This is a genomic window from Microbacterium sp. CFBP 13617 (genome assembly GCF_014839445.1).
GTDB lineage: Bacteria > Actinomycetota > Actinomycetes > Actinomycetales > Microbacteriaceae > Microbacterium.
In genome coordinates, this window is the sequence record NZ_JACYNW010000005.1 from 129,225 (window position 1) to 155,985 (window position 26,761).

Sequence of the window (26,761 nt, forward strand, 5' to 3'; positions counted from 1 at the left end):
CGTGGAATCCGCCACGCGCCAGAATGATCGGACGCGGTCGTGGTGGATATGCCGTGGGGGTGACCTGTTCGCAGGCCAATCCCTGAGATGGTGCGAGCGTTGATCCGAACGACCTGCCCGGAGGCATGACGCACGGCGCGCGTGAACGCACACCCGGCCAATGATACGCGCTCCCCGGGAGCGGGGCAAACGTGTGCGGCCCCTCGGGCTGGGAGTGTGCCGGGTGCCGAGCGCTCAACCGAGCAGCAGCACCGCGGCGGCGACCGCGACACCCAGCAGCACGACGATCACGCCCGCGAGGATCAGTGCGCGGAGCGCACCGCTACGACCCGTGCGGCGACGGCTGGCGGGGACGTCGGCCTCGGAACGGACCGCGGATGCCGATGGGCGGCGTTCCACCCGCACCGGTTCGCGCGTGCGCGGGGCGTAGGCCTGCTGCTCCCCCGCGATCGGGATGTGCGCGGCGCGGACGGTGCCGGGCACCTCTCGGTCGGGCGCGACTCGGTCGGGTGCGGTTCGGTCGGGCGAGGTGCGAGCGGGCGCCTCGCGGTCGGGTGCCGCACCGCCGTGCACTCCACCGCCGCGTGCCGCACGGCGACGAGCGCCCGAGGCGGTCTGGTCGTCGAGGTCGGGAGCGGGTGGCGTCGTGGGGGACGCGGCGTCGGGAGTGGCGGAACGTGCTCGAACGCCCGGCGCGGTGGTGTCGTCGAGGTCGGGCGCGGCGTGTCGGCGGCGGGTCGCCTCGTCGACGTCGGGGGGCGTGGTGGGGGTCGCGGCCGGGAGCGGGCGACGGCGCGTGACTTCATCGACATCGGGAGCAGGCGTCGGGCGACGCCGTGTCACCTCGTCGACATCGGGGACCGACGCAGGACGGCGACGAGTCACCTCGTCGACATCGGGCACCGGCGCCGGGCGACGCCGTGTCGCCTCATCGACGTCGGGGATCGACGCGAGCGGGCGGCGCGGAGCGGTGGTGGTCCACGCGTCCGCCGGGTCATCGGCATCCACGGGGTCGACATCCGACGCGGCCGCGCCCGGGTCGACGCGCGCGCTTCGCGACACGACCGTGTCGTCGTCGGGGAGGGCAGGAGCCGACCGGAGCGTGTCGTCGTCGACCTCGGGTCGCGTCGAACGCACCGTGTCGTCGTGGTCGAGGCGACCCGAGACCACGGTGTCGTCGTCGAGGTCGGTCCCACCCGAGCGCACCGTCTCGTCGTCGAGGTCGCCCTCGGGGACCGGGGCCGCCGGCCAGGGCCGCAGCCGACCGGACCAGAGGGTGACCTCGTCGGGATCGTCGGGGCGGTCGTAGGGGCCGCTCACACGTCCCTCCGCGACAGACGCACCTCCGCGTCGCCGAGGAAGAAGCGTTCGCCGGCCTCGATCTCCTCCCCCGGAGGGGCCTCGACCTCGGTCCCCATGAGGGTGGCGAAGAGCACCCCGTTGGTCGAGTCGAGATCCGTCACGAACCAGGTGTCGCCGCGCAGCTCGAGGCGCGCGTGCGTCTTGGACACCGTGCGGGTGTCATCCGAGATCGGTACGAGCTGCGCGTCCGGGCGCGACGGGTCGAGGGCCGGGCGACGCCCCAGGATGACGACGGACGAGGTGAGGTCGACGGGGGTACCACCCGGCGGGATCAGTGCCCACGGAATGCGCTTGCGCCGCGTCACGACGGTGCGATCGAGCTCGTCGAAGTCGTCGTCGGCCTGATCGGACGGCACCTCCGGCTGGGTGTACAACGCCGAGACCGAGGTGCGCGCCGATCGCGGCGACCCGGCATCCGGGGCCTCCGAGACCGCCGACACGGCCTCGGACAGCTCGGGGAACTCGTCGGGAACGGCGCTGACCGCTGCGCGCGGCGCCGGGACGGGTTCGGGCGCCGGACGCGTGAGCGGAGTGCCCGCCGCGGGCGTCGCGCCGTCGGCATCCGGTCGTGGCGTGCGCCGCGGCGGGTTCGCCCACGGCGCTGCCTCTGAACCGTCCGAGTCTTCGTCGACGCCGGCCGCCGACGCGGCATCGGGGAACGTCGCGGGAGGGGTCCACGCCGGGGCCGCGTCGCCGCGCGCCGGTGCGCCGGGAAGCGGGCGGTCGCTGACCGGGGAGAAGCCGTCGTCGCGGACGCGAGAGACGTCGTCGTCGGTCTCGCGCGAGTCCGGTCGCACCTCACCGCGTGCCGGGGGGCCGGCCGCGGGCTCGCGCGGAACAGAGGTCTCCCCGGTGGCGGGAGCCTCGTCGCGCAACGCGTCGAGCACGTCGAAGACCGACGTCGGTACCGGCGGGGTCGGGGCGACACGCGCAGGAGCGGCGGGGGCGGGCTCGACGGCGGGCGATGCGGGCTGCGCGTCGGCCGCTGAGGTCGCGGTCGACGGGGCGTCGGCGGCGGGCGGGAACCCGCTCGCGCGGCGCGGACCGTCGAAGTTCGCGGGGCGGAGGTCGACGGGCGGGGCCCAGTCGCTCGGCGACGGGGCGGCGTCGGAGAGCGACCCGGAGGGCGCCGCGAACGGCACCGCGACCGGCGCCGTGCCCGGCACAGCGGCGGGCACGGACTCGGCCGGGCCCTCGGCATCCTGATCACGGGCGGAGTCCGCGGGGTCGGGCGTCCAGCCGCCGATCAGCGGCACGTACGGCCCGTCGAAGTCACGGCCTCGACGCGCCGGGGCGGAATCCTCGTCGACGGCCGAGCGGGGGGCGGCCGCGTCGTCGCCCTCCCAGCGCGCCGAGCCGAAGCCGAGGATGCTCGCCCAGATCACGGGGAACAGCGCACCCACGACGGTCATGCCCGCGCCGGCACCGAAGCCGACCGAGATCCGATGCACCGCGACGATGAAGACGACGATGAAAGCGATCCCGCCGAAGATCGGGACGATGTTGAGCAGCACGAGCCACGGCGAGAAGCCGCCCAGCTTCAGCACCGTCGCGACGTTCAGGACGGGGATCCAGGCCTTCCACGTGGGCTCCCCGATTTTGCGGAAGACCGCGGCGAGCGCGAGCGCGAGCCAGAGGTAGAGGATGACGGCGAGCGCGAGCGAAGCCGCGCCGAGGATCCAGCCGGTGGAATCGGTCATGTCGTGTCGCGTCCCGCCGGGGCGGTGGGACGCTTCCCCCTCTCGTCGCGATGCGGCGACCCCCGCCGCGGACGGCGTGGGGCGAGGAACCGCAGAAACGATCTCAACGATACGGCCGCGCGGACGCGCCGCCAGAAACCCCGCTGACGCAGCAGCACGCGGCGATCCGCGTCGACGATGCGCCAGAAGGCCGCGACCTCGTCGGCGCTCACCGCGGTGGGGGCGAACACCGCCCGATCGGCGTCTTCGGCCAGACGGGTCGCGGACGGGGTGGCGAAGGCTCGAGCCAGTTCGCTGCGGGTCGGCGCGAGGGGTACGATCCGGCCGGCGTCGATGCCCGCGTCGACGTACTCGTCCCACCCGCCCGCGATGGCGGCGCGCGGGTCGGGGTCTCGGCGGCGCCCGCGCCGGCGCAGCACCTTCGCGATGACGACGGCGAGGAACGGGCCGAAGAGCACCAGCAGCGCCAGCGCGGTGATCCCCGCCACCCGCAGCACGGGCCAGAGCCAGGCGAGATCGAGGCCGTCGTCGGTGGGGACGTCGTCGTCGAGCGCGTTGTCTTCCTGCACGGGCGCCGGGGGCACCACTTCTTCGACGGTGTCGGGACGCACCTCGGTGACGTTCTCGGGGTCCTGCTGCTGCGTCACCTCGAGACTCGGCGACTGCTTCCACTGCGGTGTGACGTCGATGGCGGCCCACCGCCCGTCGACGCCCTGCACCTCGGTCCACGCGCTCAGATCACGGGCGCGGCACTCGCCGGCCGCGCACGTGGACAGCTCGGCGTCGGCCGAGACGAGGCGGGTGCCCACCACGACCCGCGCGGGGAATCCCAGCTCGTGCGCGATGAGGGCGGTCGCGACGGCGAACTGCTCGTCGTCGCCGACGGCGGCGACGAAGTTGCCCGAGGTCTCGGCCCGTGGATCTTCTTCCCGCTCCAGCAGTCGCTCGAACATCGCGTCGATGCGGGCCAGCGAGTGCCCGGAGGCGCTCGGCTGCACCTGGTACCCGGGAAGCTCGGCCGCCCAGGCCGGGGTCGCCGAGCCCTGCGGCGCGAGACTGTGACTCAGGTATCCGCGCGCGCGGAGCATCTGCACCAGCGACTGCAGGGCGGCCCCGTCGGAGCCGGCGGCGTGCTCCTGCACCCAGCGCCGCAGGTTGTCTCCGCCCGACACCCCGTCGGCCACGCCCGGCGGGGTCAGGCTCGCGAGGTCGACGGCCTCCGGTTCGACGGCCGACAGTCGGTAGCGGTCGCCCTGGATCAGGCCTCCGTCGGCGGTCTGGACGCCGGCTTCGGCGGCGGCGCTGTAGTAGAACCGGTCGGCGAGCAGGGTGCGCCGATCCCCCTCGAACGTCACCGAGGCGAGGCTCCCGGCGGTCGGCATCCAGATCCCGTCGCCGTCGACGATCTCGACGTCGGCGTCGACGGGGCGTCCCTCCCCCGCGTCGCGCACCGACGGCAGGCGCAGGAAGCCCCCGCCCGTGTCGCCGGAGGCGCGGAAGATCTCGCCGTCGTACGTGTCGAGAGTTGCGACACGGATGCGCTCGGGCAGGGACCCCTCGCCGCTGACGCGGAACAGCACGTCGTCGGCGCGGGCGTCGGCGAACATCGCGCGGTACTGGGCCAACGGGCTCACCGCCTCGGCGATCTGCGCGTCGGGGCCGGCGGCGGACCGCAGCACCTGCCGGTCGGCATCCCGCGCCACCCACGGCACGACCGCGGTCGTCGCCACCACTGCGACCCCGAGCATCGCCACCCCGAGAGCCGCGCGGCGACGGTCGGTGGCCGACCTGCCGCGCGCGACGGGAGCCGCCGACACGTCGCTCGCCCGCTGCAGCGCGCGGAGGCGCTCATCGTGCGCGCGCCAGGCCAGCCACAACACCGCCACCAGCAGGGCGCACAGTCCGACCGCCGTCTCGACCGGTGACGCCAACGTCAGCGGACCGACGACGAGGGGCGCGCTGGTCGCGGTGCGGCCGAAGAACAGACCGAAGCCGACCATGGCCAGACCGCTCACGACGGCACCGGTCGCGCGACGGTCGCCGCGCCACGCCAGCGCAAGGGTCGCCCCCGTGCCGACCAGGAAGACGACGAGGGCGGGGACGAGCAGGTTGCGGTACGAGCCGACCGGCAGGTCAACCGTGACCAGGTCCTTCCACGCGACGACGAGCCCGGCGAGGGCCTCTCCGAGGCCGCGCAGCACGTCGAGCGGCGAGGTGAGGCGCGACGGCACGGCGAGCGGGACCGCGAGGAGCACGAACGCCCCCGCCAGACCGCCCGCGAGCGCCCACCCGCCCCCGCGCCGCCACGCGACGAGGGCGACCACGGCGGCCGCGACGATCGACGCCCCCACAACCAGCACGAGGAACGACGCCGACGCGTAGATCGGCCACGCCGCGACCGCCGCCAGCACGATGCACGCGGCGGTGAACAACGCCCCCGCGACCCGTCGCGGAACCGACGACGCCTCGCGTCGACGACGGGCCGAGGTGTCTCGGCGCCGCGCGCTCATGACGTGGCTCCCCGCGCGAGCAGTCCGGACAGATCGTCGAGGGTGCCGATGGTCAGCACCGTCAGACCCGCGATGCTCTGCATGCGCGGGTGAGCGCGTTCGTCGCAGATGACGGCGGCGACCGCCGTGTCGACCGGGAACGCCAACGCGGCCTGCCGCAGACGCCCGAGCGGGACGGCCGACCCGACGACGACGAACGCGATCGAGAGGCGCTCGTTGGCTTCGGATGCCAAGCGGCAGACGTCTTCGACCGGCATCGTGTTCTCGTGCCGGTCGAGTGCGCTGAACCCGTCGAGCAGAGCACGCGGCGAGATCACCGGCACGTGGCGGATCGCGCGCAGGCGCCCCTTCACCACGCGCGGGATCTCGGACCCGGTGACGATGTCGATGTCGCGCGCGTCGCGGACCGCCCGGATACCCAGCGAGGCGGCGGCCGACACCGCGAGCTCGTACTCGTCGGCATCCGCGTACTCCTGGGTCGCGGCGGCGAGCACCACCGCCATGCGCGAGCGACGGGACTCCTCGTATTGGCGCACCATCAGCCGGCCCGTCTTCGCCGTCGACTTCCAGTGCACCTGACGCCGGGAGTCCCCCGGAACGTACTCGCGGATCGCGTGGAACGACATGTCGGCGTCGACGAGGCGGCGGGTGGCGTTGCCCTCGAGGTCGCGCATGAGGCCGGCGCTGGTGGAGGGGAGCCCCACCGTGCGGGGGTGCACGAACACCTCGTGCACGTCGTCGAAGGCGTGCTCACGTCGGAGCAGACCGATCGGGTCGCTGCGCACGGTGGTGACGGGGCCGACGCGCACGACACCGCGCGGAAGCGGCGGGATCTCGAGCGGCTCGGTGGTGTCCTGACCCGGGCGGAGCAGCGGCACCCCGAACTCGACGAGCCCGCGACCGACCGGGATGTCGAGACGACCGGGGAGCGTGGGGCGCGCGCTCTCGTTGCGCACGACGATCTCGCCGGTCACCCCGTGGCCGGCGACCACGCGTTCGTGGGTGAGGGCCAGGTCGACGGCGTACGCGCGCGCGCCGAACAGGAACGGCACGGCCATCACCAGCAGCAGCAGGGCGGCGCTGCCCGCGACCATCCACTCGACCCAGCCGAAGATCAGTCCGAACACCAGCCCGAGCGAAGCGGCCACCACGACCACGGCACCGGCCGGGCGCACAGTTCTGCCCGCCCACCGCGCAGCCGCGGCCACCGCCTCGGTCGCCACGCGCCAGGCCTCGGCGACCTGCACGACCGCGCGCACGATCCGGCGCTGCCGGCGGGTCGACGTCGAGGTGATCGACGTGCGCGAGCCGGTCGCCATCGTGCCGGCCGACGTGCGCGTCAGACGCGACTCGGTGAGGTTCACATCGGGCATGACCCGACCCCCGGAGGTGAGGATGCCACGGCCACCGCCATCGTCACGCGCTTTCGCGCTGGGTGGGCGGCAGGGTGTCGAGCAGCACCTGACCCACGACGGCCTCCTGCGTCACGCCGTCGAACTCCGCCTCGGGGTGAAGGATCAGCCGGTGCGAGAGCACGGGCACGGCGAGCGCCTTCACGTCGTCGGGGGTCGCGTACGTGCGGCCCTGCGACGCCGCACGGGCGCGCGTCGCGCGGGTGAGGGCCAGCGCACCGCGGATACTGACGCCGAGCCGCACCTCGTCGGCCGTGCGGGTGGCATCCACGAGTCGCACGATGTAGTCGAGCACGAGCGCGTCGACGTAGACGGATGCCGCAAGGTCGGCCATGCCGACGAGGGCCTGCGGCGTGATGATCGGGCGGAGGTCGGCCGTGGCGACGGCGCCGCCGTCGAGGATGCGGAGGGTCGCGGCGTGGTCGGGGTAGCCGAGCGAGGTGCGCAGGAGGAAGCGGTCGAGCTGCGCCTCGGGCAGGCGATAGGTGCCGGCCTGCTCGACGGGGTTCTGCGTCGCCAGCACGAGGAACGGCACGCCGACCTCGCGCGAGACGCCGTCGATGGTGACGCTGCCCTCTTCCATGACCTCGAGCAGCGCCGACTGCGTCTTCGGGCTCGCGCGGTTGATCTCGTCGGCGAGGACGATGTTGGCGAAGATCGGGCCGGTGTGGAACTCGAACGAGCCCGTCTTCTGGTCGTAGACCGTGATGCCGGTGATGTCGCCCGGGAGCAGGTCGGGGGTGAACTGGATGCGGGTGTTCGTGCCCTGCACCGACTGCGCGACGGCGCGCGCGAGCGAGGTCTTGCCCGTGCCGGGGACGTCTTCGAGCAGCACGTGTCCGTCGCTGAGCATGGCGGTGAGCACCAGTTCGACCACGTGCCGCTTGCCGAGGACGGCGCGCTCGACGTTGTCGGCGATCTGCGAGAAGGTCTGGGAGAACCAGGTGGCCTGCTCCTGGGTGATCGTCATGTCGGTGGTGTCTTCCTGTGGCGGGGGGCGGGGTGTCGGGTGCCGGACGTCGGCGGACGGGGCGTCAGTCGGGCGGGGTGTCTTTGGGAGGCTGGGAGGGCTCGGCGGCCTTGCCGGGATCGCACGTGCCGTCGACCTTGAGAGTGGCGGATTCGAGCCCCCAGTCGCGCGACGACCAGTCGATCTTGACGGTCACGCCCGTGACGCTGACGGCACCGCGGGGGACGGTGCGGGGATCGTCCCCGGTGCCGAGTTTGTTGCCGTTCTTGTCGCGGTAGGTCGCCCCGGCGTACGACGGGGTTCCGTTGCCGATGTCGTTGCTGGTGTCCCACGCCGCTTTCAGCTGGCTCCCGGCGACGCAGGAGTCGATGGAGGCGCGGGCCTGCACCTGGTAGGGCGCGCTCCCGGAGGCCGCGCTCACCGAGCCGCGATTCGACCGCGTCGGCCAGACCTTGTGCTGGAAGTAGACGCCGATGTTCGGGTCGCGGTCGTACACGCTGGTTCCGGGACCCCAGTTCTCGTAGACGGTCTCGTTGTTGCGCGGGGGAACGTCACCCTCCTGGATGCCGCTGATCCGCCAGTACGCCTCGTCGCCGTCCACATCGGGGCTCGCCCCGACCCGGAAGGTGTACCCGCGCGGGGCGGTGGGGTCTTGCGTGGCGTCGACCGACTTCTCGATGGTCTCCGACCCGTACACGCGCCCGTCGTAGACCGAGTCGACGCACAGACGCACCGTGTACGTCTGGCCGTCGTCCTTGCCGGGGAACTCGGCGCGCTTCTTCTCGCCGTCGACCCGGCAGGCGCCGTCGAGGGCGAAGCCGTAGCGCAGGGTCGAGTCGTCGCCGTTCGTCGACGCGGAGCCCTCGGCGCTGATCGTGACCTTTCCGCCTCCGGTCTGCGTCGACGTGGGTTTCAGCTCCAGCTGCGTGGGCTTTCCCACCCCGTGGGCCGTGAACACCAGAGCCTGCCCGGTCTGCGATCCGCCGAGCCCGGGGGGCACCGTGAAGCGCGAGATGGGCGTGACCGACACCTCGGTACCGGTGTTGCTGCCGACGGTGAAGCCCCGCAGCGTGACGCTGTCTTGATTGCGGCCGACGTCGACCTTCTTCGTCTCGCCCGAGGCGCTCTTGATCTCGAGCGTGCCGGTCTCGGCCGATTCGATGCCGGTGATGGTCACGTCGGCGACCTTGCCGTCGCCCCCGGTCTGCACGGGCTCGAAGCTCGCCCCCGCCGGGCGGTTGGGGGTGTCGTAGGCCCAGGCGGTCGTGCGCACCGACGCAGTGGACTCCCCCACGCTGTTCACGGCGTTGACGACGTATTCGCGCTGCTCCCCATTGGGGGCGGCGATGGTCGGGCAGGCGCCGTCGGGGCCGCACTGCGCGACGACCTCGCCGCGCCACCGCACCGTGTAACCGGCCAGTGACGGGTAGGCGCGACGGGCCTCGCCCGGGTCGATGCGCAGGGTCACCGAGCCGTCGGAGTACGCGGTCTGCCGCACGCTCGCGGGGCCACGGGGATAGCCCAGCAGATCGAGCACGACCCGCGCGTCGCGGGTGGCGGCGGTGGTGCGCCCCTGGGCGTCGCGCAGGGTGACGCTGGCGCTGCAGGTCGCACCGGGAGCATCGGCCGACCACGACGCGACGATGCTGGACGACGACGCCACCGAGAAGGTCACCCCGGTGCACGAGGCCGTCGGGCGCACGCCCACGACCTCGAGCGGCGTGCGCGGCAGCGGGTTGACCTCACCCGTGATGCCGATGACGCCTATGCTGCAGCTCGACCCCGAGGCCTGCGAGCACTGCGACGACGTCGTGCCGCCCTGCGGCAGGGTCGAGGGGGCCGCGCCCACGCGCAGCACGAGTCGGGCCGGGGCGACGGCGTTGTGGCTGGTGACCGAGATGATGGCGGCGTTGTCGGTGCCCGGCACGGCGCGGTCGGTGCCGGTCACGGTGACCGTCGACCCGTCGAGCGCGACCTGGAAGGCCGAGCCCGAGTACTCCAGCGCGTAGCGGATCGCGCCCCAGTCCTCACGTCCCAGCTGCCACGACGTCATGTTGCGCAGGTCGAAGGTCGCCGTCTCGCCCGGTCCGACGCTGAGCGCGCCCGGCCGCAACTCGGGCTGGGGATCGCGGGCGATCACACCGATCGGCACCGAGAGCACGGTCCAGTCCTGCGTGCCGGCGACCCGCACGGGCACCTGGCACGCATCGGTCCAGGGGGAACCGGTACCCGCGTCGTAGCGCACCACGGATCCGGTCACGCTGCAGCGGCCCTCGGCGCGGACGCCGGTGGTCGTGACGTCGGGGCCGACTTCGAGGGTCGCGCGACGAGGGAGGGCCACCAGCGAGGCCATGTCGAACTCGACCGAGGCGAGCTCGTCGACGCGCTGGGCCGTGCCCGGGCGCAGCGACAGGCTCAGGTCGTCGTCGCCCGGCACGCGCAGGAACGCGTACGTGGTGACGTCGGTGTCACCCGAGCGGCCCGAGACGGCGAACGGGATGACGCGGCGGGTGGCGGGCAGCTCACCCGAGATCTGCCGCCCGTCGACGCGGAGGTCGGCGGGCTGTCCCCACAGCGCCACGTCGAGCGACCCGACGTCGCCCGCCGACCAGGTCGCCTTGCCCGCGAGCACGTCGACGCCCGAGGTGAAGTCGTCGCGGTTCTCGACGGTCAGCACGGTGTCGGCGACGACGGGGTAATCGGGCACGCTCTCGCGCACGACCTTCACCACGATGAGCCCGCGCCCGGTGTTGCCCGAGTCCGACTCGACGTCGTAGAGGAACGACATCGTGCCGGGCGACTCACCGGCGCGCAGGACCACGCCCGTGTCGGTCAGTGTCCGCACGAAACCGTTCAGGCGCGCGTACTCCGGGTTGTCGCTGCCGTCGACCAGGGTCTGCGGCAGATCTGGGCGCACCCCGGTGAGCGTGAGACGGCCCTGCGTGGGGTCGATGTCGTTGGCCAGGGGACTGACGCGGATCTCGCTGTCGGCCCCCGCCTGCACCTGCACGTAGTCGGTGAAGGTGATGGGACTCGGGTTGGCCTCGGCGTCGAGAACGCCTATGCGCACCGTGCCCTCACCGGTCGCGCCGGCGGTGTCGGAGACCCGGTAGCGGAACGTGATCTGCCCCCGGTCGCCCGGCACCGACGAGTAGACGATCGACGAACCATCCGGCGTCACGGATGCCGTACCCCGGTCGGGCTGGCTCACGATGCGATCGAGGGTGACGGCGTCGCCATCGGGGTCGACGCCGAAGCCGTGGAACTCCACCGTGGTCGTCCCGCCGCTGAGGACGCGGCCCTCGAGCGTGTCGGGCAGCGGGGCGCGGTTGGCCTCGCCGCCAAGCACCGTGATGCGCACCGTCGCTTCGTCCCAGAGCGCCGGGGTGCCGGTCGTGAAGACGCGGTAGGTCACCTCGTACGACCCCGGCGCGGTGGGAGCGAGGTAGCGCAGCACCCCGGCCGACGCGAAGGCCAGCGCGTCGCTGGCCGGCTGAGCCTGCACGCTCGACGGGTCGAGGGTGGGTCGTCCCCCGGCGGGCGAGATGTCGTTGTCGAGCACGGGGATGTCGATCTGCGCGCCCGCGCGCACCGTCACGGTGTCGTCGACCGCGATGGGCGCGATCTCGGGGGCGGGCGGAAGGAGGTACACGGTGGCCTCGCCGGTCACCCGGGATCCCTCGTCGTCGGTGCCGTCGCTGACGGTGTACCCCACCGTTCCGAGCAGACCCGCGCTGCCGTCGGCCGTGCTGCCCGAGACGCGCAGATCGTTCTGCCCGACGGTGTCCACCGTCAACGACGCGCCGTCTTCGGCGGCCGGCTGCACGTCGCTGAGCAGCAGGACTCGGCCGGTGGGGTTGGACACGGCCGAGAACACGTCGAGCGTGGCGTCTTCTTGCGGTCGCACGAACGCCACGACCGGCGAGGTCGACAGCTGCGCGGGGGCGTCGCCCGGGAGCAGCGTGATGCGCGCGGTGCCGTTGGCGTCGCGTCCTCCGCCGTTGACGGTGAAGTCGACGCGGTACACCCCCGGCTGCGACGCCGAGAAATCGAACGTGGTGCTGCCGCCCACGACGGTGGCGGTGGCGGTGGCCTCGTCGAGCACACGCACCGAGGTCAGGGTGACGTCACCGGCCGTTCCCGTCACGTGGGGTCCGACGTCGACGGTCAGCGACGAGCCCGCGGTGTCGAGCCGGGTGAACGACTGCACGGCCAGGGTGGGGTCGGGCGCCACCCGGATGATGAGCGGCTTCGTCGTGGTCGCTCCCGCGGTGTCGGCCACGGTGACGTCGAGCTGGACGTTCTGCTCGCCGCCGGAGCCGTCGTCGGCGTGCTGGTAGACGACGTCGCCGGCGGGGGTCGCGGCGACCGTGCCGACGCCGCCCGGGTTGTCGACCGACAGCAGCAGCAGCGGGTCTCCGTCGGGGTCGACCCACCCGGGCAGCACCGGGACGGTGATGGTGCCCCCGCGCGCGACCTCGGGGGTCGGCCACTGCTGCAGACACGTCTCGACGCCGCACCAGACGGGGGCGGAGTTCGTGTCGGCGGGCGAGACGGTGAGGGTCACGGTGGTGGAGGGCGACGTGAGCCCGTCGGCTGTGGTGCCGTCGGTCACGGCGTACGAGAACGTCGCCGTCCCGGTCGCGCCGGGCGTCACCCGTACGGCCAGGCGCTGCCCGGCATCGGTGACGGTGAGGGAGCCGAAGCCGGGGTCGAGACCGGTGACGCTCTCGGCCACGATGCTCAGCACGTCTTCGTTGGGGTCGTGGTCGTTCAGCAGCACCGGAAGCGTGACGAGACGCCCGGCGCGCACGCCGAAGGAGTCGGGTTCGGCGACGGGAGGCTTCGGGTCGAGCACGACGCTAAGCTGTTCCTCGCTCTGGACGGCCGCCTGATCGGTGCGGTCGTCGAGCGACCAGTTCTGGCTGGAGGCCACGAGGGCGCCGTCGGGCACCGTCCACACCCACCCCGAACGCGTCTCGTTGAGGATCACGGCGTGGTCGGTCGCGACGAAGACCGGCCGCCGTTGGTCGGGCATGGTCGCCCCGCCGTAGTCGAGGTCGGTCTCGCCCTGGTCGGAGCGCCACAGCGTGCCGCGCGCGTCTCCGGGCAGCAGCCATGCCGCGTACCCGACGCCCTGGTGGGTGAGCGGTCGCGCGGGCTGGCCGAGCACGGCGCCCCCGCCGCCCACCTCGCGACGGGGTTCCGATCCGTCGGCGGGAACGCTCCACAGCGACTGTTCGTCGGCGATGTACACCGACCGCGCATCGGCGTCGGCCTCACCGACGACCGTCTGCTCGCCCGTGTCGATGTCGACGGGGTCCGCCCCTCGGACCCAGACGCGTCCGGCGTCGGGGTCGACGAGCACCCAGGCATCTCCCGCCGCCGACAGCACGGGCGCCGCCACGTCGACGTCGAGCGCGTCGCGGGCTCGGACCTCGTCGGCCTCGAGGTCGTATCGGATGACCGAGCCGTCCGCCGAGGAGTAGGCGAAGAGCATTCCCCTCGCGTCGAGCGCGATGGCATCCGCGGTGTAGGACTGGGCGCCCTCGTCGCCGGCCGTTCCGAAGGGGTCGAGTTCGGTCGTGCTCTGACCGGCCCGACTCAACAGACCGGCGAACAGCGTGCCGGTGTCGGTGCGATACACGGCGTAGTCGCCCGCCGTCACCACCGACGTCGTGCCGGCCGGGGTGTCGGGCGCGGACTCGAGCTGCTCCCGCTGAAGATCGATCGGCTGGGCCTCATCGATGCGGGTGAGCTTGCTGTAGCTGTCGGTGAAGAGGTACGCCCCGTCGCCGCTCTGGGCCACCTGGCTGGGGTTGCCCGCGGTGCGGACGGTGTCGAGCTCGCCCACCGTCGTGTTCACGCGGGCGTACCGCTGCCCCTCGCCCGTCTGCAGCGCCCACACCGACGTGTCGACCTCGGGCGTCTGCTGGGCGTCGAGACCGGGCCAGACGATGCTGGCGGTCACCACGAGGGCGACGGCCGCGAGGCTCGAGCCCAGACCGACGAGGGTCCGGCGCTTCATCACAGCACCCCCGTGGCGTAGAGCGCGGCCACGGCGACGGCGCCCGCGGTCACGAGCGTGGCGCCGGCCAGCACCCAGGGCAGCACCCGGTACGTCGGCGAGGAGGGAGAGGCGATGTCGGTGTCCTCGTCGCGCGCGAGGCCCGCCATGCCCGACGCGCCGCGGACCTTGCGGGATCCCTCGCGTTCGAGGCGGGAGCGCACCGGCCCGCGCTGGGTGGCGTCGGCGAAGTCGACCGTGCGCGCACCGGGCGTCCACTCGGCCGCCGGCACCTCGAGCGGAGTGGCCGGCGATCCGAGCTCGGACTGCACCCGCTGCAGGGCCTCGCCGAACGCGCGGGCACTGGGTTGGCGATCACCGGGGTTGCGCGACATCGCCGTCGCCAGCACCGCCTGCAGCGAGGGCGGGACGTCGGTGCGCGAGATATCGGTGTACGTCGCCCGGGCGATGCGGCGGCGCAGCTGCTCGCGCGAGTTCTGCCCGCGCTCGCGGCGCTCGAAGGGGCTGTGCCCCGCCAGCAGCGAGTACACGGTGGCCCCGAGGCTCCACACCTCGCTCGCGACGGTTCCGGCGGTCTGCTCCGCGACCACCTCGGGAGCGCTCCACGGCACCGACATGGCCAGCATCTCGTCGGCACCGTGCGGCGCGAGCGACGACGAGATGCCGAAGTCGGCGAGCACCGGGGCACCGAAGGTGGTGACGAGGATGTTGCTGGGCTTGACGTCGCGGTGGATGAGCCCGGCGTGGTGGGCCGACTCGAGGGCTCCCGCCATGCGCACCCCGATCGAGAGCACCTCGGCCACGGGCATGCGCTCGACGCGGTAGCGCTGCGCCAGCGACCCCGGGCAGAACTCCATGACGATGTAGGGCCGCCCGTCGGCGGAGATGCCCGCCTGGTAGACGGTCACGATCGACGGGTGCGCCGACAGGTGCGCGAGCACGTCGGCTTCGGCGTTGAACATGCGCAGCAGGTCGGCGTCGCGCGCATCGCTGGGCAGGACCTTGACCGCGACGTCGCGGCGGGGCATGTCCTGCCCGTAGAGGAAGACGTCGGCGAAGCCGCCCGAGCCGAGCGGGCGGATGTAGGCCAGCCCGGGCAGGATGGGCGGCGACGACGGAAGCCGCTGCGGCATCGAGCCCCCTCCCGGACGACGCGCCCGCGACTCAGCGGGCGGACAACTGGAGCATGCTAACAAAAGCGCCTTTGTGTGCCCCGCAGCTTGTCCCCACCACCCCTCCCCCACAGCACGCCGCGAGCGCCGCGATCGCCTCGGGGAGCGTTTCCCGGGCCGTGAGATTCAGGATGCCGAGGGGCCCGGTTCGCGCGGATCGAACGGGGCGTCGAGCGAACGCGTCAGGTCGTCGAGCATCGCGGCGATCTGCGGTTCCACGTATTCGGCGACCGCCGCCTGGATGCGCAGCCGATGGTGCAGCAGCACCGTGCACACCTCGCGACCGATCATGTTGGCGTAGTCGTCGGCGAGGCCCACCTCTTGCCGCAGCGCCGCCTTCGCGGCATCCGACAGCGGGGGCAGGACCGGAAGCGATGCCTCCTCTTCGGCGGCCAGGCCCGTCAGCGTGAACAGGAACGGTGAACCCGGCTCCGGGTCGGGATCGAGCGGCATCCCCTCGAACTCCGGCTCGAGCCCCTCGGCCGGCCGATACGACCGCCGCCGGTTGCGATCGGCCTGCTGATCGAGCTCGTTCTGCAGCATGGGGAGGTTTCGGGCGGTGTAGTCGGCGACCGCGTGATCGACGATGGCCTTCACCCGCGTCGACAGGCCGTGCTGCACCCCGTGGGGCACGTCGGACCCGAGTCCGGCCGCCGAGAGCACGGGCGAACCGAAACAGCGACGGCACGGGGCGACCCGGCCGCGGTGATGGGCGGGCTCCCACCGGGGCAGCCAACGCAGCCAGGCATCCACCGCCTGACCGACCTGGCTTTCGAGCGACCGCTCCACGGCCCCTACGCTAGTGCGACACGCCCGGAGAAGTCAGGATGCCGCGACCGGGCGCGTCGGCATCCCCGGGCGGCACGAGAGGCCCGCCCCGGTCGTCGACGTGTCAGGGCGTCTCGTCGTCGTCTTCCCAGCGCCACCGCGGGCCGTTCGACCGCGAGCGGACGAGCAGCACCCCGAACAGGCCCGCCAGCAGGCCCGCACCCGCGACGACCGCACCCGGGAAGCCGAGGGCGACGCTGCCGGCGGCGGCGAGCCCGCGGGCGGGGTCGGCACCCCCGACGATCGCGCCGACGACGATCCCGAGCACCTCGCCGACGTAGGCGCCGACCGCACAGGGCACGGCCGTCAGGTACCCCGGCGGGTCGGCGCGCAGGCCCCACCACAGCACGCCGGCGAAGGCCAGCAGCGCCAGCAGCTGCCCGATCACGCCGGGGATCGCGCCGAGCCCGCGCACGGGGATGACGTCGGCGTCGAGCACGAGGCTCATGACTCCGAGCCCGCCGATCGACAACGCGATGAACGTCACCGACGCGAAAACGACCGCGACCGGCGGGGTCACCCCGGCCGGTCGCGGTTCGTTCGTCATGGCATCCGTCAGCCCGCGAGCTGAGGACCCGCTTCGAGCGTGCGCTCGTACTCGCGCTGCGCCTCGGCGTTGATCTCGGTGACGCGGCGACCGCGCGCGGCGACCCACGCGCCGAACCAGATCGTCAGCTCACGGCCGAGCACGAAGGCGACGATGGCCAACGGTGCCAGCGCGTTGTCGCGGAGAAGTTCGGCCGACTCGCGCGCGGTGACCATCCAGAACGGGGCGGCCAGCAGCACGCCGAGCAGGTGTCCGAGCCAGGCGATGACGCCCACGACGAGGCCCCAGACGACCCAGTGCCCCCAGCGTCCGCGGTTGATGAGCGCGCCGAGGAACCAGAAACCGAAGTAGAACGCGACGGTCGGCACCCAGAGGCCCCAGGTGGCCAGCGTCGACAGCGCGGCCTGGCCGAGGTCGGCGACCTGCACGTCACCGGTCAGCAGACGCAGACCGAGCGTGGCCGCCAGGTACAGCACGGCGAAGACGAGGGCGGCGAGCAGGCCGATCGCGCCGGCCGCGCCGCGGTTGCCGCGCGGGCGAGGCGCCTCGGGTGCCTGCACGAAGATGGGCTGAGGGCCCCCGGCGACGCGGGTGGGCTCGTCGGCGACGGAGGACGCGACGGGGGTGGTCGCCGCAGTGGCGGCGCCGGCGGCGGTGACCCCCGCGGCGGCGGGATACGCCGTCGTGCGGTCATCGTCGTACCGGGGCGCCTCGGTGGTGGGCGTCGTGTCGGACGTGCGCGAGGTCGTGGTGGGCTCCGGCTCGGCCGACGCGGCGTAGGCGGCCCAGCGGGCGTCTTCGTCGTCGAGGTCGCTGGAGGACGAACCGGCGGATGCCGACGCGGTCACCGGCTCGACCGGAGACGCGTCGTGCACCACCGGGGCGGGGTGTTCGCCCCGCGCCGACGAGTCGCCGGCGTCCTGGTGCTCGACCGGGGCGTGCTGGCTGAGGGAGGTGGCGTCGCGCTCGTGCGCCTCGCGCTCGTCCCAGGCGGCCTCGGCGACCGCCGGGTCGACCGCGTCACGACGGGCGGCTTCGGCATCGGCGAGGCCTTCGTGGGCCTGCCCGACGACGTCGCGCGGCTCATCCTTGGGCTCGTCGACGGGGTTGCCGTACGACTGGTGGTCGCTCATCGGTGTCTCCTCACGCGGTGCTTGCGGCGCAAGGCTATCCCGGGCACCGCGCCCGAGCGCGCAGGCGTGCCGTGCGATCCGCGTCTCGACCGTGTCTGCGGCGGCGCTTAGGGTGTTCCCATGCCCCGTCGCCCGTTCCTCCAGGTCGCCACCGTCGCGGTGATCGGCGTCGCCGCGCTGGCACTCAGCGCGTGCGCCCCCGAGACCGGCGGCGACGCCGCGCCCGCGAGCCCCAGCGCCGCGGCGACGAGCGCGAGCCCGACACCGATCCCCACGATCACCCCGTCCGCGAAACCCGTGACCCTTCCCACCGACTGCCGCGCCCTGCTGTCGGCCGACGTGCTGGCCCAGCTCGGATCCACGCCGCTGAACGATCCGGCGGCCGGCCCCTCGGGCACGCTCGACGACGGCACCCTCGTGTGCATCTGGCGCGACCCCGCCGCCGACACCACGGGACTCGTCACCCGCATCTCGGCGATGGACCGCGGACCCGCCCTCGACATGTTGAACGACCTCGTGGCCACGCAGGGCTTCAGTTGCTACACGCCCGACGACGGCACGCGCTGCGAGAAGACCTGGATCAACGACACCTACCCCGTCAACGACGGCCGCACCCTCTTCTGGCGCGACGGCGTGCTCATCGACACCCAGTACTCGAACCTTGCCCCCACGGGCTACACGGCGAGCGTCATCGCCTCGATCTTCCCCGCGGCGACCCCGTCGCCCACGGCATCCCCCTCACCGTCCGCCTGAGCGCCCCCTTCGCGCGCGGAGAAGTACTACTCGCCGAAGGCGTGGGATGCCACGATCGCGGCGTAGTCGGTCGGCATCCACCCCGAGAGGGTCGATGAGACCCAGCGGTCCGCGCGCAGGTCGTGCACCTCGACGAGATCCCCCACCTGCCGCTCGCAGTGCGTCGCGGCCTCGACGGTCTCGCAGTCGAAGCCCTGTGCCGTCAAGACGGCGGGCACGGCCGTCGCCGCCTCGGGCGTCACGGTCGACACGGTCGTCTCGACGAAGCGTCCGCTCTCGCCCCGCCAGTGGCACGTCACCACGACGGCGGGAGACGCCGCCGCCACGGCCTCGGGCGTCGACAGCGCCGGCGTGCGCCGCTGGGACAGCAGGGCTTCGGGCGACCAGACCAGCGACGACCAGAGGGGCTGCGAGTACAGATGCCGACAGTCTTCGGCGGGCCCGACCGGCTCGGGAGCGGCGGCGGGCGAGGACGAGGTGGCGGCGCGGAGGGTGTCACCGACGAACGTGACCAGCGCGGGGACCCCGGGGGCCGCGAGCACGAAGAGCGCGGCGACCGCCGCCGCCGACAGCAGTCCGGCCGGCCATGCGAGCCAGAGGCTCCGCCCCCCAATTCGAGCCATTCGTTCCTCCTCGACCACGGTAGGCGCACTCCCCCCGCCGAAGCAGTCCTCGACACGCCGTGGGAGCGCGCCCGACCCGCGTGCGCTTTCGCATCGAGGGAACGGGGCGCGGTCGCGACGGCCGCCGTGCACGGACATGATCCGGTCGCGCACGCCATCCCCGCTGACACGACGAAGGCCCCCGGCGTGAACCGGGGGCCTTCGGGGGAATCAGGATGCCGCACCGAGGTGCGGCATCCGTCGATTCAGTTGTACGTACCGGGTGTGAAGTCGTCCGACGAGAAGCTGTCGAAATCGACGTAGCTCAGGTCGGCGTCGCTGTACGCGCCGTCCGAGGCGAAGATGCGGTTGGGGTACCGCTCGCTCTTGGCCTCTTCCGTCGCCTCGACCGTGACGTTGCGGTACTTCGCAAGTCCGGTTCCGGCGGGGATGAGCTTTCCGATGATGACGTTCTCCTTGAGGCCGACGAGCGGGTCGCTCTTGCCCTCCATGGCCGCCTGCGTCAGGACGCGGGTGGTCTCCTGGAACGACGCGGCCGACAGCCACGACTCCGTCGCGAGCGACGCCTTCGTGATACCCATCAGCTCGGGACGACCCGACGCGGGGCGCTTGCCCTCGCCGACCGCCGCGCGGTTGATGTTCTGGTACCGCTTGAAGTCGACGAGCTCACCCGGGAGCAGGTCGGTGTCGGCGTGGTCGACGACGGTGACCTTGCGGAGCATCTGACGGACGATGACCTCGATGTGCTTGTCGTGGATCGGCACACCCTGCGAGCGGTACACGCCCTGGACGCCGTTCACGAGGTACTTCTGCACCTCGCGGGCACCCTGCACGCGCATGACCTCCTTGGGGTCGAGCGTTCCGACCTGGAGGGGCTCACCCACCGAGACGTGCTGGCCGTCTTCGACCAGGAGCGTCGCGCGCTTCAGGACGGGGTAGACCACCGGCTCGTCGCCGTTGTCGGGCGTGAGGATGACCTTCTTGGCCTTGTCGGTCTCGTCGATCGTGATGCGGCCGTCGGCCTCGGCGATCGGCGACGCACCCTTGGGGGTGCGGGCCTCGAAGAGCTCCTGCACGCGGGGCAGACCCTGCGTGATGTCGTCGGCCGACGCGGAACCACCGGTGTGGAAGGTACGCATCGTCAGCTGGGTACCGGGCTCACCGATCGACTGGGCCGCGATGATGCCGACGGCCTCGCCGATGTCGACGATCTTGCCGGTCGCGAGCGAACGGCCGTAGCACTTCGCGCACACACCGACGGCGGAGTCGCACGTCAGGACCGAGCGGACCTTGATGGACTCGATGCCACCGGCGACCAGCTTGTCGATGAGCACGTCGCCCACGTCGTCGCCGGCCTCGGCCAGAACCGTGCCCTGCGCGTCGACGACCTCGGTCGCCAGCGTGCGGGCGAACACGGAGTTCTCGACGTTGGCATCCATGACCAGCGCGCCGCTCGAGTCGGCCGCGGCGATCGGGAGCTCGAGGCCCTTCGACGTGCCGCAGTCTTCCTCGCGGATGATGACGTCCTGCGAGACGTCCACCAGACGACGGGTCAGGTAACCCGAGTCGGCGGTACGCAGAGCGGTGTCGGCCAGGCCCTTACGAGCACCGTGCGTCGCGATGAAGTACTCGGCGACCGAGAGACCCTCACGGTACGACGAGATGATCGGACGCGGGATGATCTCACCCTTGGGGTTGTTCACCAGGCCGCGCATACCCGCGATGTTGCGGATCTGCAGCCAGTTACCACGGGCGCCCGACGAGACCATGCGGTTGATGGTGTTGTCGGCGGGGAAGTTGTCCCGCATCGCCTTCTGGACCTCGTCGGTGGCCTCGGTCCAGATCTTGATGAGCTCCTGACGACGCTCGGCGTCGGTGGTGAGACCCTTCTCGTACTGCGCCTGGACCTTCGCGGCCTGCTTCTCGTAGCCCGCGACGATCTCGCCCTTGTTGGGGGGCGTGAGGATGTCGCTCAGCGCCACCGTCACACCGGAGCGCGTGGCCCAGTAGAAGCCGGCGTCCTTGATGCGGTCGAGCGATGCCGCGACCTCGACCTTGGGGTACTCCTCGGCCAGCTTGTTGACGATCTGCGACAGCTTGCCCTTGTCGGCCTGCTCGCGAACGAACGGGTAGCCCTTGGGGAGCGTGTCGTTGAAGATCGCCTGACCGAGCGAGGCGTCGACGAGACCGTGCTTCTCGTACCCCTCGGGCGCCTGGCCCTCGAGGAACGTCAGACCCGGGATGCGGATGCGCGCCTTGGCCTGCAGGTCGAGGGTGCCCTCGTCCTTGGCCAGGATCGCTTCGCCCACCGAACCGAACGCACGGCCTTCGCCCGACGCACCCTCCTTGAGGGTGGTGAGGTGGTGCAGACCGATGATCATGTCCTGCGAGGGCAGGGTGACCGGACGGCCGTCCGACGGCTTCAGGATGTTGTTCGACGCGAGCATCAGCACGCGGGCCTCGGCCTGAGCCTCGACCGACAGGGGCAGGTGCACAGCCATCTGGTCACCGTCGAAGTCGGCGTTGAACGCCGCGCACACGAGCGGGTGCAGCTGGATGGCCTTGCCCTCGACGAGCTGGGGCTCGAACGCCTGGATGCCGAGACGGTGCAGGGTGGGTGCACGGTTCAGCAGCACGGGGCGCTCGCGGATGATCTCTTCGAGCACGTCCCAGACCTCGGGACGGAAGCGCTCGACCGCACGCTTGGCGGCCTTGATGTTCTGGGAGTGACCCAGGTCGATCAGGCGCTTGATCACGAAGGGCTTGAACAGCTCGAGAGCCATCTGCTTGGGCAGACCGCACTGGTGGAGCTTGAGCTGGGGTCCGACGATGATGACCGAACGGCCCGAGTAGTCGACGCGCTTGCCCAGCAGGTTCTGGCGGAAGCGACCCTGCTTTCCCTTGAGCATGTCGCTCAGGGACTTCAGGGCGCGGTTGCCGGTACCGGTGACGGGGCGACCACGGCGGCCGTTGTCGAACAGGGCGTCGACGGCCTCCTGCAGCATGCGCTTCTCGTTGTTGACGATGATCTCGGGGGCACCGAGATCGATCAGACGACGGAGGCGGTTGTTGCGGTTGATCACACGACGGTAGAGGTCGTTGAGGTCGGAGGTCGCGAAGCGGCCACCGTCGAGCTGCACCATGGGACGCAGCTCCGGCGGGATCACCGGAACGACGTCGAGCACCATGGAGGCCGGCGACATGCCGGTCTGCAGGAACGAGTTGACGACCTTGAGTCGCTTGATCGCGCGGATCTTGCGCTGGCCCTTGCCCTCGGAGATCTGCAGGTGCAGGTTCTCGCTCTCGGCGGCCAGGTCGAAGATCTCGAGGCGACGCTTGATCGACTCCGCGCCCATGTGGGCCTCGAAGTACTGACCGAAGCGGTCCTGCAGCTCGTGGAAGACGTCGTCCTCGGGCTTCAGGGCACCGACCTCGAGCGTGCGGAAGTCTTCCCACACGCGCTCCAGCTTGGCGATCTGCTCGTCGGCACCCTTGCGGGTGGCCGTCATCTCTTTCTCGGCGGCGTCCTTGACCTTCTTCTTCTGGTCGGCCTTGGCGCCTTCCGCCTCGAGGGCGGCGAGTTCCTCTTCGAGCTTGGCCAGGCGGGCGGCGATGCGGGCATCGCGGCGGTCGCCGAGCGTCTTCAGCTCGAGGCGGATGTTGTTCTCCTGCATGGCGAGGTCGCGGTGACGAGCATCTTCGTCGACCGAGATCACCATGTAGGCGGCGAAGTAGATGACCTTCTCGAGGTCCTTCGGCGCCATGTCGAGCAGGTAGCCCAAGCGCGAGGGGACGCCCTTGAAGTACCAGATGTGCGTGACGGGCGCGGCGAGCTCGATGTGGCCCATGCGCTCGCGACGAACGGAGCTCTTGGTGACCTCTACGCCGCAGCGCTCGCAGACGATGCCCTTGAAGCGCACGCGCTTGTACTTGCCGCAGGCGCACTCCCAGTCGCGGGAGGGCCCGAAGATCTGCTCGCCGAACAGGCCGTCCTTCTCGGGCTTCAGCGTGCGGTAGTTGATCGTCTCGGGCTTCTTGACCTCACCGAAGGACCAACGACGGATGTCGTCGGCGGTGGCCAGACCGATACGGATCTGATCAAAAGTGGTTGATTCGAGCACTGGTTCTCCTGTGTCGGAATTCTCTGAAATCTGAGCTGGGTCGCTGAGCTAGGAGCTCAGATCTCGTCGATCGACGAGGACTCGAAGCGGCTGGAGATGTTGATGCCGAGCTCTTCCGCAGCGCGGAAGGCGTCGTCGTCGGTGTCACGGAGGTTCACAACCGTGCCGTCGGCCGAGAGGACCTCGACGTTCAGGCAGAGCGACTGCATCTCTTTCATGAGCACCTTGAACGACTCGGGGATGCCGGGCTCCTGGATGTTCTCGCCCTTGACGATCGCCTCGTACACCTTCACGCGGCCGAGGATGTCGTCGGACTTGATCGTCAGGAGCTCCTGCAGCGCGTACGCGGCACCGTAGGCCTCGAGCGCCCACACTTCCATCTCACCGAAGCGCTGACCACCGAACTGCGCCTTACCACCGAGCGGCTGCTGGGTGATCATCGAGTACGGGCCCGTCGAACGCGCGTGGATCTTGTCGTCGACGAGGTGGTGCAGCTTCAGGATGTACATGTAGCCGACCGAGATGGGCGCCGGGAACGGCTCTCCGGAGCGGCCGTCGAACAGCAGCGTCTTTCCGGTGGAGTCGACCAGACGGTCACCGTCGCGGTTCGTGATCGTCGAGTCGAGCAGACCCGCGATCTCGGCCTCGAACGCACCGTCGAACACCGGGGTGGCGACCTTCGTGCCGGGGGCTGCTTCGCGAGCGGCCTCGGGCAGGTTCGTCGCCCACTCGGGCGTGCCCTCGACCTTCCAGCCCTGCTGGGCGATCCATCCGAGGTGCAGCTCGAGCACCTGGCCGAAGTTCATTCGACCCGGGATACCGAGCGGGTTCAGGATGATGTCGACCGGCGTGCCGTCGGACAGGAAGGGCATGTCCTCGATCGGGAGGATCTTGGCGATGACACCCTTGTTGCCGTGGCGGCCGGCGAGCTTGTCGCCCTCGGTGATCTTGCGCTTCTGGGCGATGTAGACCACGACGCGGCGGTTGACGCCCGAGCCGAGCTCGTCGTCACCGTCTTCGGCGTTGAACTCCTTGACGGCGATGATCGTGCCCTGCTCGCCGTGGGGCACCTTCAGCGAGGTGTCACGGACTTCGCGGCTCTTCTCGTTGAAGATCGCGCGGAGCAGACGCTCTTCGGCCGAGAGCTCGGTCTCGCCCTTGGGCGTGACCTTGCCGACCAGGATGTCGCCGGGGCGAACCTCGGCACCGATGCGGATGATGCCGCGGTCGTCGAGGTCCTTCAGCAGGTCGGGGCTGACGTTGGGGAGGTCACGGGTGATCTCCTCTTTACCCAGCTTGGTGTCGCGCGCGTCGACCTCGTACTCCTCGATGTGGATCGACGACAGCGTGTCGTCCTTCACGAGGTCCTGGCTGAGGATGATCGCGTCCTCGAAGTTGTGGCCTTCCCAGGTCATGAACGCCACGAGGAGGTTCTTACCGAGGGCGAGCTCGCCGTTCTCGGTCGCGGGACCGTCGGCGATGACCTCGCCGGCCTCGATGCGCTCGCCGGCCGAGACGACCACGCGCTGGTTGTACGACGTGCCCTGGTTGGAGCGGTCGAACTTGCGGAGGAAGTAGTCCTGCGTGCCACCCTCGTCGAGCTGGACGGTCACGACGTCGGCCGAGACCTCGAGCACCACACCGGCCTTGTCGGCGGTGACGACGTCACCGGCGTCGATGGCGGCGAAGCCCTCCATACCGGTTCCGACGATGGGCGACTCACTGCGCACGAGCGGCACGGCCTGACGCTGCATGTTCGCACCCATGAGGGCGCGGTTGGCATCGTCGTGCTCGAGGAACGGGATGAGCGAGGTCGCCACCGACACCATCTGGCGCGGCGAGACGTCCATGTAGCCGATCTCGTCGTTCGGGAACAGGTCGACCTCGCCACCCTGACCGCGGCGGGCCAGGATGCGGTCCTCCACGAAGTGACCGTCGGCCTGCAGCGCGACACCGGCCTGAGCGACGATGTGGTCGCTCTCTTCGCTGGCGGTCAGGTAGTCGATCTGGTCGGTCACGCGACCGTCGACGACGCGACGGTACGGGGTCTCGATGAAGCCGAACGCGTTGATGCGCGCGAACGAGGCGAGCGAGCCGATCAGACCGATGTTCGGGCCTTCGGGCGTCTCGATGGGGCACATACGTCCGTAGTGCGAGGGGTGGACGTCACGGACCTCGACGCCGGCACGCTCACGCGACAGACCACCCGGGCCCAGCGCCGACAGGCGACGCTTGTGGGTCAGACCCGCGAGCGGGTTGTTCTGGTCCATGAACTGCGACAGCTGCGAGGTTCCGAAGAACTCCTTGATCGCGGCGACGACGGGGCGCACGTTGATCAGGGTCTGCGGCGTGATCGCCTCGATGTCCTGCGTGGTCATGCGCTCGCGGACGACGCGCTCCATGCGGGACAGGCCGGTGCGGACCTGGTTCTGGATGAGCTCGCCGACAGCGCGGATGCGGCGGTTGCCGAAGTTGTCGATGTCGTCGGTGTCGAGGCGGATGTCGGCGGACTGGCCACCGCGCACGCCGTCGAACGACGCGTCGCCGCGGTGCAGACGCACCATGTACTTGATCGTGGCGACGATGTCGTCGACGGTCAGCACCGAGTCGCTCAGCGGCTTGTCGAGACCGAGCTTCTGGTTGATCTTGTAGCGACCCACCTTGGCGAGGTCGTAGCGCTTCGAGTTGAAGTAGAAGTTGTCGAGCAGCGCGCGGGCGGCCTCGGCGGCGACCTGCTCGCCCGGACGCAGCTTGCGGTAGATGTCGCGGAGGGCATCTTCCTTCGTGAGGATGGTGTCCTTCGAGAGCGTCTCTTCGATCGAGTCGAAGCCGGCGAACTCGGCGAGGATGTCTTCGCTGGTCAGGCCGAGGGCCTTGAGGAAGACGGTGACCGACTGCTTGCGCTTGCGGTCGATGCGCACGCCGACCTGGTCGCGCTTGTCGATCTCGAACTCGAGCCAGGCGCCTCGCGAGGGGATGACGCGGGCCGACACGATGTCCTTGTCGGACGTCTTGTCGGGGGTCTTGTCGAAGTAGACACCGGGCGAACGCACGAGCTGCGAGACCACGACACGCTCGGTGCCGTTGATGATGAACGTGCCCTTGTCGGTCTGGAGCGGGAAGTCGCCCATGAAGACCGTCTGGGTCTTGATCTCACCGGTCTGGTGGTTCATGAACTCGGCCTCGACGTAGAGCGGGGCGGCGTACGTCTTGCCGCGCTCCTTGCACTCTTCGATCGAGTACTTCTCGGGCTCGAGATAGGGGTTCGTGAACGAGAGCTGCATGGTCTCGCTCAGGTCCTCGATCGGGGAGATCTCCTCGAAGATCTCTTCCAGACCGCTGATCTCGGGGACGTCGGTCCGGCCGACGGCCTGAGCCTCGGCGACGCGCGCCTTCCAGGCCTCGTTACCGACGAGCCAGTCGAACGACTCGGTCTGCAGGGCGAGCAGATCGGGAACGGTCAGCTTGTCGGAGATCTTGGCGAACGAGAGGCGGGATGCGCCGCGTCCGCTCTTGGGGGTGGTGGTGGTGGATGCGGTGTTCGCAGCAGCCAAGGGAATAACCTCCAGAAGCCCGGGCGAGGGGCTCGTGATTCCTTGTCG

The 26,761-nt window shown here is 71.1% G+C and carries 14 protein-coding genes; 1 reads left to right on the forward strand and 13 read right to left on the reverse strand.

Features of this window, described 5'->3' with window-relative positions; translation table 11 throughout:
• Nucleotides 1-234: 234 nt before the first annotated feature.
• The 10 genes from IFU40_RS16005 to IFU40_RS16940 form a co-directional block, all read right to left on the reverse strand.
• Nucleotides 235-1,320: a hypothetical protein gene (locus IFU40_RS16005; protein ID WP_191926956.1), complete on the reverse strand. Its 1,086-nt coding sequence runs from the start codon at nt 1,318-1,320 to the stop codon at nt 235-237.
• Nucleotides 1,317-3,062, reverse strand: a complete 1,746-nt coding sequence (locus tag IFU40_RS16010; protein WP_191926957.1) for a DUF5684 domain-containing protein — start codon at nt 3,060-3,062, stop codon at nt 1,317-1,319. Before IFU40_RS16010 ends, IFU40_RS16005 begins: the two co-directional genes overlap by 4 nt.
• Nucleotides 3,059-5,572, reverse strand: a complete 2,514-nt coding sequence (locus tag IFU40_RS16015) for a transglutaminase domain-containing protein (protein WP_191926958.1) — start codon at nt 5,570-5,572, stop codon at nt 3,059-3,061. Before IFU40_RS16015 ends, IFU40_RS16010 begins: the two co-directional genes overlap by 4 nt.
• A complete protein-coding gene (locus IFU40_RS16020) occupies nt 5,569-6,945 on the reverse strand; it encodes a DUF58 domain-containing protein (protein ID WP_191926959.1) in 1,377 nt (458 codons plus the stop codon). The genes IFU40_RS16015 and IFU40_RS16020 overlap by 4 nt, the downstream gene beginning before the upstream one ends.
• 43 nt (nt 6,946-6,988) lie before the next feature.
• On the reverse strand, nt 6,989-7,954 hold the full coding sequence (locus IFU40_RS16025; protein ID WP_055935947.1) for an AAA family ATPase: 966 nt from the start codon (nt 7,952-7,954) through the stop codon (nt 6,989-6,991).
• Between the two features lie 64 nt (nt 7,955-8,018).
• Nucleotides 8,019-13,982, reverse strand: a complete 5,964-nt coding sequence (locus IFU40_RS16030) for an Ig-like domain-containing protein (protein WP_191926960.1) — start codon at nt 13,980-13,982, stop codon at nt 8,019-8,021.
• Entirely contained in the window at nt 13,982-15,115 is a 1,134-nt protein-coding gene (locus tag IFU40_RS16035; protein ID WP_055833577.1) for a serine/threonine-protein kinase, read from the reverse strand. Before IFU40_RS16035 ends, IFU40_RS16030 begins: the two co-directional genes overlap by 1 nt.
• Before the next feature lie 165 nt (nt 15,116-15,280).
• Nucleotides 15,281-15,943, reverse strand: a complete 663-nt coding sequence (locus IFU40_RS16040; protein WP_055833574.1) for a hypothetical protein — start codon at nt 15,941-15,943, stop codon at nt 15,281-15,283.
• Between the two features lie 103 nt (nt 15,944-16,046).
• Nucleotides 16,047-16,529 (reverse strand): hypothetical protein, encoded by a 483-nt coding sequence (locus IFU40_RS16045; RefSeq protein ID WP_070408616.1) that lies wholly within the window; start codon nt 16,527-16,529, stop codon nt 16,047-16,049.
• Between the two features lie 8 nt (nt 16,530-16,537).
• Nucleotides 16,538-17,662, reverse strand: a complete 1,125-nt coding sequence (locus IFU40_RS16940; protein WP_249404290.1) for an ABC transporter — start codon at nt 17,660-17,662, stop codon at nt 16,538-16,540.
• A 120-nt stretch (nt 17,663-17,782) separates the two neighbouring features.
• On the opposite strand from IFU40_RS16940, the gene IFU40_RS16055 reads away from it, so the two are divergent.
• Nucleotides 17,783-18,415 (forward strand): hypothetical protein, encoded by a 633-nt coding sequence (locus IFU40_RS16055; RefSeq protein WP_191926961.1) that lies wholly within the window; start codon nt 17,783-17,785, stop codon nt 18,413-18,415.
• Nucleotides 18,416-18,441: 26 nt separating this feature from the next.
• Here the strand turns inward: IFU40_RS16055 and IFU40_RS16060 are convergent, their stop codons facing one another.
• From IFU40_RS16060 to rpoB, 3 genes are all read right to left on the reverse strand, one after another.
• Nucleotides 18,442-19,038: a hypothetical protein gene (locus IFU40_RS16060; protein ID WP_191926962.1), complete on the reverse strand. Its 597-nt coding sequence runs from the start codon at nt 19,036-19,038 to the stop codon at nt 18,442-18,444.
• Between the two features lie 245 nt (nt 19,039-19,283).
• On the reverse strand, nt 19,284-23,159 hold the full coding sequence (gene rpoC / locus IFU40_RS16065) for a DNA-directed RNA polymerase subunit beta' (RefSeq protein WP_055833560.1): 3,876 nt from the start codon (nt 23,157-23,159) through the stop codon (nt 19,284-19,286).
• Nucleotides 23,160-23,215: 56 nt separating this feature from the next.
• A complete protein-coding gene (rpoB, locus tag IFU40_RS16070) occupies nt 23,216-26,713 on the reverse strand; it encodes a DNA-directed RNA polymerase subunit beta (RefSeq protein WP_055833556.1) in 3,498 nt (1,165 codons plus the stop codon).
• Nucleotides 26,714-26,761: the final 48 nt, after the last annotated feature.

What these genes read in the sequence shown, in the direction of transcription:
- IFU40_RS16010 (WP_191926957.1), bottom strand. Translation starts at nt 3,062, where the DNA reads ATGACCGATTCCACCGGCTGGATCCTCGGCGCGGCTTCGCTCGCGCTC.
- IFU40_RS16015 (WP_191926958.1), bottom strand. Translation starts at nt 5,572, where the DNA reads ATGAGCGCGCGGCGCCGAGACACCTCGGCCCGTCGTCGACGCGAGGCG.
- IFU40_RS16020 (WP_191926959.1), bottom strand. Translation starts at nt 6,945, where the DNA reads ATGCCCGATGTGAACCTCACCGAGTCGCGTCTGACGCGCACGTCGGCC.
- IFU40_RS16025 (WP_055935947.1), bottom strand. Translation starts at nt 7,954, where the DNA reads ATGACGATCACCCAGGAGCAGGCCACCTGGTTCTCCCAGACCTTCTCG.
- IFU40_RS16030 (WP_191926960.1), bottom strand. Translation starts at nt 13,982, where the DNA reads ATGAAGCGCCGGACCCTCGTCGGTCTGGGCTCGAGCCTCGCGGCCGTC.
- IFU40_RS16035 (WP_055833577.1), bottom strand. Translation starts at nt 15,115, where the DNA reads ATGCCGCAGCGGCTTCCGTCGTCGCCGCCCATCCTGCCCGGGCTGGCC.
- IFU40_RS16045 (WP_070408616.1), bottom strand. Translation starts at nt 16,529, where the DNA reads ATGACGAACGAACCGCGACCGGCCGGGGTGACCCCGCCGGTCGCGGTC.
- IFU40_RS16940 (WP_249404290.1), bottom strand. Translation starts at nt 17,662, where the DNA reads ATGAGCGACCACCAGTCGTACGGCAACCCCGTCGACGAGCCCAAGGAT.
- IFU40_RS16055 (WP_191926961.1), top strand. Translation starts at nt 17,783, where the DNA reads ATGCCCCGTCGCCCGTTCCTCCAGGTCGCCACCGTCGCGGTGATCGGC.
- IFU40_RS16060 (WP_191926962.1), bottom strand. Translation starts at nt 19,038, where the DNA reads ATGGCTCGAATTGGGGGGCGGAGCCTCTGGCTCGCATGGCCGGCCGGA.